Source organism: Xanthomonas sp., assembly GCF_017163755.1.
Lineage (GTDB): Bacteria > Pseudomonadota > Gammaproteobacteria > Xanthomonadales > Xanthomonadaceae > Xanthomonas_A.
The window spans coordinates 1-13692 of sequence record NZ_JAFIWC010000016.1 but is presented as its reverse complement, the minus strand read 5'-3'; the positions used below and the strand labels follow the sequence as shown (position 1 = coordinate 13692).

The 13692-nt window shown below is 70.6% G+C and carries 10 protein-coding genes; all 10 read right to left on the bottom strand.

Annotated elements, in window-relative coordinates:
• Positions 1 to 158: 158 nt before the first annotated feature.
• The 10 genes from JR065_RS11935 to JR065_RS11890 all read right to left on the bottom strand — a co-directional run bounded on the left by JR065_RS11935 (position 159) and on the right by JR065_RS11890 (position 13651).
• Positions 159 to 2528 carry a methyl-accepting chemotaxis protein gene (locus tag JR065_RS11935; protein WP_206234428.1) on the bottom strand — a complete coding sequence of 790 codons (2370 nt, stop codon included), beginning with the start codon at positions 2526 to 2528 and terminating at the stop codon, positions 159 to 161.
• A 16-nt stretch (positions 2529 to 2544) separates the two neighbouring features.
• A complete protein-coding gene (locus tag JR065_RS11930) occupies positions 2545 to 3306 on the bottom strand; it encodes a transporter (protein ID WP_206234427.1) in 762 nt (253 codons plus the stop codon).
• A gap of 625 nt (positions 3307 to 3931) precedes the next feature.
• The gene (locus JR065_RS11925; RefSeq protein WP_206234528.1) at positions 3932 to 6532 is read right to left on the bottom strand and encodes a methyl-accepting chemotaxis protein; all 2601 of its coding nucleotides are present in this window, start codon (positions 6530 to 6532) and stop codon (positions 3932 to 3934) included.
• A 346-nt stretch (positions 6533 to 6878) separates the two neighbouring features.
• Positions 6879 to 8879: a chemotaxis protein CheA gene (locus JR065_RS11920; RefSeq protein WP_206234426.1), complete on the bottom strand. Its 2001-nt coding sequence runs from the start codon at positions 8877 to 8879 to the stop codon at positions 6879 to 6881.
• 33 nt (positions 8880 to 8912) lie between these two features.
• Positions 8913 to 9278: a response regulator gene (locus tag JR065_RS11915; RefSeq protein WP_206234424.1), complete on the bottom strand. Its 366-nt coding sequence runs from the start codon at positions 9276 to 9278 to the stop codon at positions 8913 to 8915.
• Positions 9275 to 9583 carry an STAS domain-containing protein gene (locus JR065_RS11910; RefSeq protein WP_206234423.1) on the bottom strand — a complete coding sequence of 103 codons (309 nt, stop codon included), beginning with the start codon at positions 9581 to 9583 and terminating at the stop codon, positions 9275 to 9277. Before JR065_RS11910 ends, JR065_RS11915 begins: the two co-directional genes overlap by 4 nt.
• Positions 9584 to 9704: 121 nt before the next feature.
• On the bottom strand, positions 9705 to 11159 hold the full coding sequence (locus tag JR065_RS11905) for a chemotaxis protein CheW (RefSeq protein ID WP_206234422.1): 1455 nt from the start codon (positions 11157 to 11159) through the stop codon (positions 9705 to 9707).
• Entirely contained in the window at positions 11156 to 11938 is a 783-nt protein-coding gene (locus tag JR065_RS11900; protein ID WP_206234421.1) for a ParA family protein, read from the bottom strand. The genes JR065_RS11905 and JR065_RS11900 overlap by 4 nt, the downstream gene beginning before the upstream one ends.
• A complete protein-coding gene (gene motD / locus JR065_RS11895) occupies positions 11938 to 12903 on the bottom strand; it encodes a flagellar motor protein MotD (protein ID WP_206234420.1) in 966 nt (321 codons plus the stop codon). The genes JR065_RS11900 and motD overlap by 1 nt, the downstream gene beginning before the upstream one ends.
• A gap of 7 nt (positions 12904 to 12910) precedes the next feature.
• A complete protein-coding gene (locus tag JR065_RS11890) occupies positions 12911 to 13651 on the bottom strand; it encodes a flagellar motor protein (RefSeq protein ID WP_206234419.1) in 741 nt (246 codons plus the stop codon).
• Between the last annotated feature and the right edge of the window lie 41 nt (positions 13652 to 13692).

Genomic DNA, 13692 nt, shown 5'->3' with positions numbered 1-13692 from the left:
CGGCGCTACGGCTCGCCCAGAAATAGCGACAGTTCCATGGTGTTCTTAAGCGAGCCGACTTCAGGCTCATTAACCCGGCGGCGCTTGCAGCGAGGATCAAGCGCACGCGGCCGCGGCCATTGTGCGGAGCGCTTTCGATGGCCTGCGGGCGCGGCGGCTCAGAACGCCTGCCACTGCCCATCGATCGCATCGGCGATCGCTTGCGCCGGCGACGCACCGTGCGGCGCGCGCGTCGGCGCGGGCTTCGGTGCGGGCGGCAGCGCCGGCATCGCCGCCGCGACCGGCGGCCGCGCCCGCGACGCGGTGGCCGCGCCGGAGCCGTCGATGCGAAACACCGCCACGGCCTGGCTCAACTGCGCCGACTGCTCTTCCATCGAGCGTGCGGCGGCGGTGGCTTCCTCGACCAGCGCGGCGTTCTGCTGGGTGGCTTCGTCCATCTGGGTGATGGTCTGGTTGACCTGCTCGATGCCCGCCGACTGTTCCTGCGAGGCGGCGGAGATCTCGCCCATGATGTCGGTGACCCGTTGTACCGACGAGACGATCTCCTGCATGGTCTGGCCAGCGCGGCGCACCAGCGCCGAACCGTTGGCGACCTGGGAGACCGATTCGTCGATCAGTCCCTTGATCTCCTTGGCCGCGCTGGCCGAGCGCTGCGCCAGGGTGCGCACTTCCGAGGCGACGACGGCGAAGCCGCGGCCCTGCTCGCCGGCGCGCGCCGCTTCCACCGCGGCATTCAGCGCCAGGATGTTGGTCTGGAACGCGATGCCGTCGATGACGCTGATGATGTCGGCGATGCGCTTGGACGAGGTCTCGATGCCGCTCATCGTGGTCACCACTTGGCCGACCACTTCGCCGCCCTGCGAGGCCACCGTGGCCGCGCCGACCGCCAGCTGGTTGGCTTGGCGCGCGTGTTCGGCGTTCTGCTTGACCGTGGAGGTCAGCTCTTCCATCGACGCGGCGGTCTCTTCCAGGCTGGCGGCCTGCTGTTCGGTGCGCCGCGACAGGTCGTCGTTGCCCGCGGCGATCTCGGTCGATGCCGTATGGATGCTGGATGCGGCGTGCTGGATGCGGCCGACGATGCCGGCCAGGCGCTCGGCGGTGGTGTTGGCATCGTCGCGCATGTGCGCGAACACGCCCTGGAACTCGCCGTGCATGCGTGCGCCCAGGTCGCCGTCGGACAACGCGCTGAGCAGGCGCGAGACTTCGGCGATGCTGATCGCATTGGCCTCGAGCAGGCTGTTGAGCTGCTGCGCCAGCTGCAGGAAGAAGCCCTGCTTGCCGGCGACCTCGATGCGTCCGGACAGGTCGCCCGCCGCGGCGCTGCGCACCACGTCGGCGACCTCGGCTTCGACCCTGGCCTCGGCGCTGCGGTCGCGCCACTCGCAGACGAAGCCGAGGTGGCGGCCGGCGTCGTTGCGGATGGTGGAGATCTCCTGGGCGATGCAGGCCTGGCCGTAGCGCACCTCGCGCTGCGCCGCGCCCTGGCGGTCCAGCTGCTGGTAGATCTCCGCGTCCTGGCGGTTGCCCACTTCCAGCAGCGACACCGGCTGCCCGACCAGCGGGATCGAGGCGTCGAACGCCGGCGCGCAGTTGCGGATGTCGTGCGCATGGACCTGCAGCAGCCGCTGCAGGGCGCCGTTGGCGTAGATGATGGTCAGGTCCGGATCGGCGATGTACATGCCGGTGGAGGAGTTGTCCAGCGCCACGCGGATGCGCAGGTTTTCCGCGGCGATGGCGCGCTCGCGCTCGATGCGCTCGCGCAGGTCGTGCTGCATCCGCGCCAGCGCCGCCATCAGGCTGTGCTGGCGGCCGGCCGGCACCGGGATGGCCTGGTCCAGGCGGCCTTCGGCGATGTGCTGCGCCGCCGCCATCGCCAGCCGCGGTTCGCCGCCGAGCAGGCGCGACACCGAGCGCAGGATCCAGCCGCCGACCAGGCACAGGACCAGCACCGCCAGCAAGGCGCCGGCGATCTGCTGCCACATGATCCGGCTGCCGTAGCGCTCGGCCTCGGCCCGGTTGGCCTGGTTCAACGCCAGGATGCGGTCGCTGATCGTGCCCATGCCGGTTTCCAGCGTGGAGAACGCCTGGTTGAAATCGGCATAGGCGGCGCTGCTGTCGGCGTGCGCCTCGACCAGGGTCAGCAACTGGTCGGACGTGGCGATGTAACGCTGCAGCGACGGCGCGACCGCATCCAGCTCGCGGCGCAGCTGCGGATCCAGCGGCAGTTTCTGGTTGTCGGCCAGCGCCTGCTGGAACACGCCGGCGTGCTCGCCGAGCGACGCGCGGGCCTCCTTGATGCCGGCCTCGTCCTGCTGGGCGCCGGCGAGCAGCGCGGCGATGACGTCGCCGCGCAGCGCGTCGTGCATCATGTCGGCCTGCATGTGGTTGCGCAGCGCGTCGGACGAGGTGACCTGCGCCGACACCACCGACAGCAGGCCGCGCTGGCCGGCGAAACCGAAACCGCCCACCACCAGCAGGGCGGCCACGGCCACCAGTACCAGCAGCCCCAGCATGTGCATGATCTTCATCTGCGTGCTCCGCGGATCAGAAGCGGACGGACAGGCCCACGCCGAGCGCGTGGTCCGGCGTGCGATGGTTGAGGCCGTGGCTGTAGACCGCGTCGAGCTGCACATCGTTGCTCAGCAGCCAGGCCGAGCCGACGTTGAGCAGCGCCTGGGTGCCGCCGTCGTCGCTGCGCGCGATCTGCGGCAAGGCCAGCTCGACGAACGAGCGGCTGGTGTCGCTCCACGACTTGCCCAGCACCGCGCCGAAGATGCCCGCGGCGTAGCGGTGGCCGTCGCCGTCGTCGTCCCAGATCACGCCCGGCATCACGCCCGCCGACAGGCTGTCGCTGAGTTCCCATTCGGCGACGACGCGAAACGAAGGCCGCGCGCCGTGGCCGCGCAGTTCGCGATCGCCGCTGGGCAGATCCACGTGCAGCAGCCAGGCCAGCGACGGCTGCCCGCCGTCGGAGGCGGCGATGTGGTGCTTCAGCCCGACCGACAGGTCGGCCAGGCCGGAGACCGAGTGCTCGCCCGAGGTGTGGATGTGCTGCCAGCCATCGGTTTCCAGGCGCAGCTCCCAGGTCTCGCCGAGGCCGTAGCGGAACAGGGTGGGCGTGCTGTAGCTGTCGGTATCGTCATCGCGTTCCCAGGCGGCGCTGGTTTCCACCTGCAGGCGGCGATCGCCGACGGTGAGGCTGGATTCGACGAAGTCCGGGCGGTCGGTGGCGATCGGGTCTTCGGCGCGCGCGTCGGCGAACGCGCCGAGCAGGGCCAGGGAGGTGGCGAATGCGAAGGATTTCATAGGGCGGTCCCAGAGGATGGTCATCATCGGGCCGCGGGTGCGCGCTGTCGCACGTGTCACATGGCCTGCCTGACAGGCTGCCGGCGCGCAGGGCGGTTGCGGCATTTGTCGCCACAGATAACGGCGGCAAGCCGAGTTTCTTTACAAAATTTGTCCTGTCGAAGGCCATTCATCGGACATGCGGTGGGACCGGGCGCTGCTGGCCGGCGCCAGGATTGCGTCGGGCGTTGCGCGGACGGTTGCTCCGGGCCGGGCAGGTGGACCGCTCTGGACCGGTTCGGTTACGCAGGGCAGGACGTGTCGGTGCTGAAGGCCACCATCATGCACTCGGCCAGCCGCCCTTGCGTTCCTGCGATCGGCGCAGCTATGGGAGCGGCTTCAGCCGCATACCGCAACCTGCGCGATGAACGGATGGGCCTTGGGCGTGGGTACCCTGGTCGCTGCTGAACAAACGATGGTCACGGCAGTGCGCAAGCTTGCGGCCTTCGCATGCGGGGGCTGCATGGCTGCGATGGGAGCGGGGGGGCAGGTGGCGTAGCTGTGACAGCCGTGGCTGGTGCCGAGCGGGATCAGGGACGATCCCGCCGCCACACGGGCGGCTGACGGCCAGCCGATCACGCGGAAGTCAGAATTCCTGCCACTGCGAATCGGCCGCGGCCGGGGACGAACCGCGCTGCGCCGGACGCGCCACCGGCTTGGCGCGCTTGACCGGGGATGCCGCCGGCCGGCCGCTGCCCGGCACCGCGGCGAGCGAGGGCGCGGCACGCGCCGCTGGTACGGCGTGGGCGCCATCGATCTTGAACAGCGCGACGGTCTCGGTCAGCTGCCCGGCCTGCTCCTCCATCGACCGCGCCGCGGCGGTGGCTTCTTCCACCAGCGCGGCGTTCTGCTGGGTGGCCTCGTCCATCTGGGTCACGGTCTGGTTGACCTGCTCGATGCCGGCGTACTGTTCCTGCGAGGCCGCGGAGATCTCGCCCATGATGTCGGTGACCCGTTGTACCGACGAGACGATCTCCTGCATGGTCTGCCCGGCACGGGCGACCAGCGCCGAGCCCTCGCTGACCCGGCCGACCGATTCGTCGATCAGTCCCTTGATCTCCTTGGCCGCGCTGGCCGAGCGCTGGGCGAGGGTACGGACCTCGCTGGCGACCACGGCGAAGCCGCGGCCCTGTTCGCCGGCGCGTGCCGCTTCCACCGCGGCATTCAGCGCCAGGATGTTGGTCTGGAACGCGATGCCGTCGATGACGCTGATGATGTCGGCGATGCGCCTGGACGAGGTCTCGATGCCGCTCATCGTGGTCACCACCTGGCTGACCACCTCGCCGCCCTGCGAGGCGACGCCGGCGGCGCCGACCGCCAGCTGGTTGGCCTGGCGCGCGTGCTCGGCGTTCTGCTTGACCGTGGAGGTCAGCTCCTCCATCGACGCGGCGGTTTCCTCCAGGCTGGCGGCCTGCTGTTCGGTGCGCCGCGACAGGTCGTCGTTGCCGGCGGCGATCTCGGTGGAGGCGGCGTTGATGCTGATCGCAGCGGTCTGGATGCGGCCGACGATGCCGGCCAGCTGCTCGGCGGTGGCATTGGCGTCGTCGCGCATCCGCGCGAACACGCCATGGAACTCGCCGTGCATGCGCGCGGTGAGGTCGCCTTCGGCGATGCTGCGCAGCAACTGCGACACCGACGCCAGGTTGACCTCGGTGGTTTCCATCAGCTGGTTCAGTCCGGCGATCATCGCGCGGAAGTCGTGCTGGTAGCGGGCGGCGTCGCCGCGTTGCGAGAAGTCGCCGGCGGCGGCGGCTTCGGCCAGCTGGCGGATGTCGCGGTTGATCGCCGACAGGTTGGCCTTGGTCGCCTGCATCGCTTCGGTGATCGCGGCCTTTTCGCCGGGCAGCGCTTCCATGTCCTCGGCCAGGTCGCCGACCGAATAGCGGCGCATCACCTCGAGCAGGCGCTGCTGCAGTTCCACGTGCGAACCGACCAGGCGGTTGGTGTCGCCGACCATGCGTCCGTAGTCCCCGGGGAAAGCGTTGTGGTCCATGCGATAGCTCAGCTCGCCGGCATCGTGGCGCGTGGCCATCAGGTTCTGCGCCTGCAGCACCGCGCGCAACTGGTCCTGCATGCGCCGCAGCGAGCCGAACAGGCGGCCGAGCTCGTCGTTGCGCCGGTACTGGATGGGGCTGTCGAGCCGGCCTTCGGCCACCGCGCCGGAGACCTGCACCGCCTCGTTCAGCGGCCGCAGCACCATCCGCCGCAGCAACAGCAGCAGGCCGCCGCTGAGCAGCAGTGCGGCGCAGGCGCCGACCGCGACGATCGTCCACAGCAGCGTGCGCGCCTGCTGCATCAGCACCGCCTTGGGCACCATCACGCCGAGCGCGAAGCGCTCCTGCGCCTGGCCGATCTGCAGCGGCACGTAGCTCTCGATGTCGGTGTCGCCGTCGGCGTCGTCGACTTCGCGGGTGATGGCGCGGCCCTGGGCGACGCTTTGCAGGATATCCCGGGTGGCGGCGTCCTCCAGCTTCTTGCCGACCAGTGCGGCATCGCGGTCGGCGACGATCACCCCGGCCGGCGACAGCAGGCGCACGCGGCCGGCGCCGAGCGGGCGCAGCTGCGCCAGGCGCGCCTGCAGCTTGGCCAGGCCGAAATCGGTGATCGTCACGCCGAGGAACTTGCCCTGGTCGAGGATCGGCGTGGTCAGTGTGGTCATCAGCACCTGCTTGCCGCCGATCTCGTACAGGTACGGCTCGACCACGGTCGGGCGCAAGTGCTGGCGCGCCTTGAGGTACCAGTCGCCGGCGCCGGGCACCTCGTAGTCGCGCAGCGGCTCGCGCACCTGGGTGTCGCCTTGCCAGGCCCAGTAGATCATGTAGCGGCCGGTGGCATCGTGGCCTTCGGCGCCGGCATAGCCGGCGTCGTTGCCGTCGAACGCCTGCGGCTCCCACATCGTGCCGTGGGCGGTCCACTCCGGGTGCGCGCGCAATTCGCTGCGCACCACGTCGCTGAAGGTCTCGCGCTTGGCGCCGCCCTGCTGGCGCTGCACCAGCAGGCTGTTGGCGAAGCTCTGGTTGGCGTTGAACGCGGCGCCCAGGTCGGCCGACACCCGCTGCGCCTCGAGCTGCGCGACATCGTTCATGCCGGACTTGGCCGAGTCGAGCAGCATCCGGCTGCTGCTGGCGTAGATGATCACGGCGGTCACGCCGAAGCACAGCACGGCGATCGCGGCCACGCCGAGCATCAGGCGAGTGGCGACACTGGCGGAGCGGAGAAACGCAAACGGCTGGGTCATGGCGGCCACGCGACGGAAGTGAAGGGATCGGGAAACGCGCCAGCATCAATGCGGCGACAGCGCGCACCGCCTGAGGCGATGCGTTTCGTCCTGTCAAGGTCTATCGGCTGCCGCGTGCGGAAATTGAACGCTCCCCGCCGCCGGCGAACCGTCGCGCGCATCGCACAGGCATCGCGGTTGGCACCGCCTGCGGTCTGGAGTGGGGGTGCTGGAGCGCCGCGACCATCGCAAACAAAAGCCCCGGCATCGCTGCCGGGGCTCGGGGTTCAACGCGTGCGGGCGTGGCCGGGCGCGATCAGGCCGCCTGCGGAATCCGCAGCGAACGCACCAGGCCGCCGATGTCCACGATCAGCGCGACGCGTCCGTCGCCGAGGATGGTCGCGCCGGAGATGCCGCCGATGCGCCGGTAGTTGTTCTCGATGTTCTTGACCACCACCTGCTGCTGGCCGACCAGTTCGTCCACTTCCAGCGCGATCTTCTGGCCGTCGGCCTCGACCACCACCACCAGCGGATCGCTCTGCTCGGTGCGGCCGAAGCCGTAGCAGTTGCTCAGCGACAGGATCGGCAGGTACTCGCCGCGGACCCGCAGCACCCGGCCTTCGCCGGCCATGGTGCGGATGTCGTCGGGCTGCGGCTGCAGCGCTTCGAGCACGTAGGCCAGCGGCAGGATCAGCGTCTCGCCGGCGACCGACACGGTCATGCCGTCCAGGATCGCCAGGGTCAGCGGCAGGCGGATCAGCACGCGGGTGCCGCGTCCGGAGTTGCTTTCCAGCTGCACTTCGCCGCCCAGGCCCTGGATGTTGCGGCGGACCACGTCCATGCCGACGCCGCGGCCGGACAGGTCGGTGACCGCGTCGGCGGTGGAGAAGCCGGGCGCGAAGATCAGGTCCCACACCTGCGCGTCGGTCGGGTTGTCCGGCACGCTCAGGCCGCGTTCGGCGGCCTTGGCCAGGATCCGCTCGCGGTTCAGGCCGGCGCCGTCGTCGCTGACTTCGATCACGATGTGACCGCCTTGGTGCGAGGCGGCCAGGGTGATGGTGCCGGTCTCGTCCTTGCCGGCGGCGCGGCGCGCTTCGGGCATTTCCAGGCCGTGGTCGATCGAGTTGCGCACCAGGTGCACCAGCGGGTCGGCGATCTTCTCGATCAGGCCCTTGTCCAGTTCGGTGCCTTCGCCGATGGTGCGCAGGCGCACCTGCTTGCCCAGGCGCGTGGACAGGTCGCGGACCAGGCGCGGGAAGCGGCGGAACACCGCGTCCACCGGCAGCATGCGCACGCCGATCACCGCTTCCTGCAGGTCGCGGGTGTTGCGTTCGAGCAGTTCCAGGCCGGCGAACAGGCGCTCGGCATGGGCCGGGTCGAGGTCGCCGGAGACCTGCTTGAGCATGGCCTGGGTGATGACCAGTTCGCCGACCAGGTTGATCAGCGCATCGACCTTGTCGACGCTGACCCGGATCGAGCTTTCCGCCTCGTGCGCGGCGGCGGCGTTGCCGGCCGGCGCGTTGGCGGCGACGCTGGCCGCCGGCGCGGCGGTGGCGCTGGCCGGCGGCTGCGCCAGGGTGGGGGCGGGCGCCGTGGCCAGGCTCGGCGGCGGCACTGCGCGGATGTCCAGTTCGCAGTCGTCGATGACCCAGGCGAAGGTGTCCTCGATCGCGCTGCGCGGAACCTTGGCGACCAGGCCCAGGTCCCAGGCCAGGTAGGCCTCGAGCGGATCGAGGTCGCTGAAGCCGGGCAGGCGGCCGCTGCGGCAGGCGATCTGCAGCGGGCCCAGGTGCTCGAGCTCGCGGATGATGCGCAGCGGGTCGTTGCCGCTCATGAACAGCGACGGCGACGGGGTGAAGCCGATCTGCCAGGCTTCCGGCTCGGCCGACTGGTTGGCGGCCGGGGTGGCGACGGCGGCGGCCGGCGCCTGGCCGGTCAGCGCCTGCTGCAGGCGGTCGTGCACGGCCTTGACCGCGGCCGGATCGGCTGGCTGGCCGTGTTCGGCTTCGCGCAGCAGCGCGCGCAGCACGTCGACCGAACCGAGGATCGCGTCGATCGCGGCGGCCTCGACGGCGCGCTTGCCCGAGCGCCACTCGTCCAGCAGCGTCTCCAGCACGTGGGTCAGGCCGGCCATCGCCTCGAAACCGAAGGTGGCGGCGCCGCCCTTGATCGAATGCGCGGCGCGGAACACCGAGTTGATCACTTCCGGATCGCGATTGCCTTCTTCCAGCGACAGCAGTCCGGCTTCCATCGCGTCCAGCCCTTCACGGCTTTCCTCGAAGAAGGTGGCGTGGAAACGTTGCAGGTCCATGCTCATGGGGCGGGAATCCGGGAAAAGGAGAAGAAGGGATCAGCCCAGGACTTTCTGGACGGTGGCGACCAGCTGTTCGGGGTTGAACGGCTTGACCAGCCAGCCGGTGGCGCCGGCGGCCTTGCCTTCGGACTTCTTGTCCGCCGCCGACTCGGTGGTCAGCATCAGCATCGGCGTGAACTTGTAGTCCGGCAGCTGGCGCAGCGCACGGATCAGCGAGATGCCGTCCATGTTCGGCATGTTGACGTCGGTGACCACGGCGTTGAAGCGTTGGCCCTGGGCGCGGCCGAGGGCGACCTGGCCGTCTTCGGCTTCCTCCACCGCGAAGCCGGCCGAGGTAAGGGCAAAGGCGACCATCTGGCGCATCGACGCCGAATCGTCCACCACCAAGATACGTGCGCTCATGCGGCGTTCTCCACAGATTTCAGGTTGTCAGGGGTTGCCGCCAGGCCCAGCGTGTCGCTGACCCCGAGAAGGCGTGCGGCGTCGCGGAAGGTGTCGTTGCACGCTTCGAACTCGGTGTGCCTGCCTTCCTGGCGGCGTGCGGTCACGAATGCGCACAGCACCTGCACGGCGGCGGTATGGATGCGGCGGACCTCGCCGGCGTCCAGCCGCAACGTGTCGTCCGACGCCAGGTGCGGCGCCAGAAGCTGTTTCAGGTCGGCGCTGGACTCGATACCGAGATCCTCGCCAAGGTGGACTGTGCTCATCATTGCTCCGCACGGATGGTTCTATCGCAGGTAACGGCCGCGCCGCGAAAAGCTTTAGCGGCGGGCCGTCGAAGTGGGGCGTGGTTGGCGCTCGGGCGCTGCCGCCGGCGCCGGCCACGCGTCAGTGGAGCAGCTGTTCGGCGTCGAGCAGGATCATCGGCTGGTGCGAAATGCGCGCCACGCCGCGGAACAGGTGGTTGGAAATGCGGCAGATGCGCGCGTTGTCCGGCGGCTCGATCTGCTGGTCGGTGAGGCTGGCCACGTCCTCGACCGCCGACACGCGCAGGCCCAGGGTTTCGCCGTTCTCCTCCAGCACCACCACGCGGGTCAGCATGTCCATCTCGATCGGCGAGGCGCCCAGGTGGATGCCCAGGTCGATCACCGGCACCACCTGGCCGCGCAGGTTCATGATGCCGAGCATCGCCGGCGGGGTGCCGCGCAACGGCAGCAGCGGCACCGGCAGCACCACTTCCTGCACCTTCAGCAGTTCCAGCGCATAGGCCTGTTCGCCGCAGCGCAGGCGCAGCCAGCGCGTGCTGCGCTCGGGCGCGCGGCGCTGGTGCGGCGACGGCTCGTGGGCGGGGCCCGGCGCCATGAACGATTCCAGGTTCGGCGGGACGCGCGAGCCCGGCGAGGCCGCCGCGCGTTCGGCTTCGGCGCGGCGCTCCGGCGGCACCGCCATCGGCGCGCGCCGCTTCAGGATGGCCGCAGCGGCGTCGTCCTCGTCGGCGAGATTGCGCACCGGCGCGGCGGCGCGCTGCATCTCCATCGCCGCAACCACTTCGAGGTCCGCCTCGCGTTCCGCGGCGGCGGCCGACGCAGCGGCAGGCTGCGCCATGATGCCGGCCAGCGCCGGATCGGAATCGGCCTCGGCCAGCACCGCGGCGGCGATCTCCTCGGGCGTGGGCGCGGCCGGCTTCGGCGGGGAAGCCGGTCGCGCCATGATGCCGGCCAATGCCGGATCGGAATCGGCTTCGGCCAGGACCGCGGCGGCGATCTCCTCGGGCGTGGGCGCGGCCGGTTTCGGCGGGGAAGCCGGTCGCGCCATGATGCCGGCCAGCGCCGGATCGGAATCGGCCTCGGCCAGGACCGCGGCGGCGATCTCCTCGGGCGTGGGCGCGGCCGGCTTCGGTAGGGAAACCGGTCGCGCCATGATCCCGGCCAATGCCGGATCGGCCTCGGCCTCGGCCAGGACTGCGGCGGCGATCTCCTCGGGCGTGGGCGCGGCCGGCTTCGGCGGGGAAGCCGGTCGCGCCATGATGCCAGCCAGCGCCGGATCGGAATCGGCTTCGGCCAGCACCGCGGCGGCGATCTCCTCGGGCGTGGGACCGGCCGGTTTCGGCGGGGAAACCTGTTGCGACATGATGCCGGCCAATGCCGGATCGGAATCGGCTTCGGCCAGCACCGCGGCAGCGATCTCCTCGGGCGTGGGACCGGTATCGGTGTCGGCCTCGGCGGCGGCCGCCGAGCGCCCGGCCGGCGGCGCGGCGGCCGCCTGCGCCGAGGCCTGCTCTTCGGCGATGACGTCGTGCAGCAGGCCTTCCAGATAGTCGTCGATCACGCCGGGGGTGGTCATGCGGCTTGCTCCATCGGCACCGCGTCGCTGGCGATCAGCCATTCCAGCGCGCGGCGGTACGCGGCCAGGCCGCGGCCGGGGTATTCGCCCGGGGTGCCGGCCACGGTCAACGCCTTGACGTTGCAGATCTTGGTGTCCACCGGGATCGCGTCTTCCCACACGCGCTCGCCGTAGCTGTCCTGCATCTGCTTGAGGGTGTCGGTGCCGGCGCGGGTGCGCTTGTCGAACAGCGTCGGCAGGACCGAGGCCGGCAGCGTGCGGCGCCGCGAGCGTTCGACCATGTCCACGGTGCGGACCATGCTGGCCAGCCCGTGCAGCGCCAGCGGCTCGGCCTGGGTCGGGATGACCACGCGGTCGGCGGCGGCCAGCGCGTTGATCATCAGCAGGCCCAGCGTCGGCGGGCAGTCGAGCAGGATGTAGTCGTGCTGGCCGGCGTGCCGCGCCATCGCCTGCTGCAGCGCCAGGCCGAGCCCGGGCTGGTTGGCGCTGCGCCGTTCCAGCGTGGCCAGCGCGGTCTGGCCGCAGACGAAGCTCAGCCGCTCGATGGCGCTGTCGCGCGCGAGCGCGGCCAGGTCGCTGGGCGGCGTGGCGAACAGGTCCAGCACGCCCGCCGGCGGCGGGTCCTGCGGCACGTCGAAGGCGCGGGTCAGCGAGGCGTGCGGATCGAGGTCGATCATCAGCACGCGGTGGCCGAGCATGGCCAGGCCACGGCCCAGCGCCAGCGTGGTCGTGGTCTTGCCCACGCCACCTTTCTGGTTGGCAATCGCCCAGATGCGCATCAGTTCACTCCTTCAATGGCGGCAGGTACGGCGCGTGCGCCGCCGGAAATCCCGGCGGCCCCCGCGGCGGAGGGTGGGGACGCCGGCGCGGCCGCAGGCGGCGCGCTGGCGGTAAGGCCGGGGTCCGGCGCCGGCTCGGCGCCGGCATCGCCGCCGGCGTCGGCGAGGATGATCAGCACCACGCGGCGGTTGGCGTTGCGCCCGGCTTCGCTGTCGTTGGGCGCGCGCGGACGGAATTCGCCGTAGCCGATCATCGACAGCCGCGACGGCCGCAGGCCCTGGTCGGCGAACAGGTGCACGACGCTGGCCGCACGCGCCGCCGACAGTTCCCAGTTGGACGGGAACTGCAGGGTGTTGATCGGGCGATCGTCGGTATAGCCTTCCACGCGCACGCCGTTGGGCACCGAGCCGAGTACCTGCGCCAGCTGCGACAGCGTGGCGCGCGCGCCGTGGTCGAGCGAGGCCGAACCGGGGCCGAACAGGATGTCGCTGTTGATCTCCACCTCGATCCACAGCCCGGAACGGCGCACGGTGATCAGCTTCTTGTCGATCAGCGGCGCCAGCGCCGCGCCGAGCCGGGCGGCGATCGCGTCGAGCTGGCGCTGCGCGCGGCGCAGTTCCTCCTCGTTGCGCAGCGAGCCGGCCTGCGCGCGCATCGGCGAGGCCGACGGCAGCCGGTTGGCGTCGGGCAGGGACAGCGCCGGGCTGGACTTGATCGGGGTCGGGCGTTCGCCGCCCTGGCCCTGCATCAGCCGCTCGCCGACCTGCACCGGGCTCATCGTGCGCGGCGCGCCGCCGAAGGCGGTGCTCATCGCGTCGGCCATCACCCGGTACTTGGCCTCGTTGACCGTGGACAGCGCGTACATCACCACGAAGAAGGCGAGCAGCAACGTCATCAGGTCGGCATAGGGGATGGCCCATGCCTCGTGGTTGACGTGATCTTCGTGGGGACGCTTGCGGGCCATGGTCGGGTCAATGCAAGAAGCCGGCCAGCTTCGATTCGATGTTGCGCGGGTTCTCGCCCTGGGCGATCGCGATCAGCCCCTCGATGACCATCTCGCGCTCGCCGCTGCTGTGCTGGATGACGCTCTTGAGCTTGCTGGCCATCGGCAGGAACAGCAGGTTGGCCGAGGCGATGCCGTAGATGGTGGCGGTGAACGCGGCGGCGATGCCGTGGCCGAGCTTGCTCGGGTCGGCGAGGTTCTTCATCACCGCGATCAGGCCCAGCACCGCGCCGATGATGCCCAGGGTCGGCGCGTAGATGCCCATGCCTTCGAACACCTTGGCCGCGGCCAGGTCGCAGTGCTCCTGGCCGCTGAGGTCGATCTCCAGCATGTGGCGGATCGACTCCGGCTCCACGCCATCGACCAGCATCTGCAGGCCCTTGCGCACGAACGGGTCGGGCTGCTGTTGCACCTGGCCTTCCAGGCCGAGCAGGCCCTGGCGGCGCGCGATGTTGCTCCACTCCACGATCTGTTGCAGCAGCGCGTTGCGGTCGCTGGCCGGCGGCCGGATGATCCACTTGGCGATCTGGAACGCGCGCCGGAAAACCGCCGGCGGCGTATGCACCAGGATCGCGGCGACGGTGCCGACGATCACGATCACGAACGCAGCCGGCGACCACAGCGCGGCGATGCCGGCGCCCTTGAGAATGCTGCCGCCGACCAGCGACAGGAGCGCGAGCAGCAGACCGACGAGACTGAGTTTGTCCATGCAGGAACTATCGGCAGCTAGGGGGGGAACTTGATGGGGCC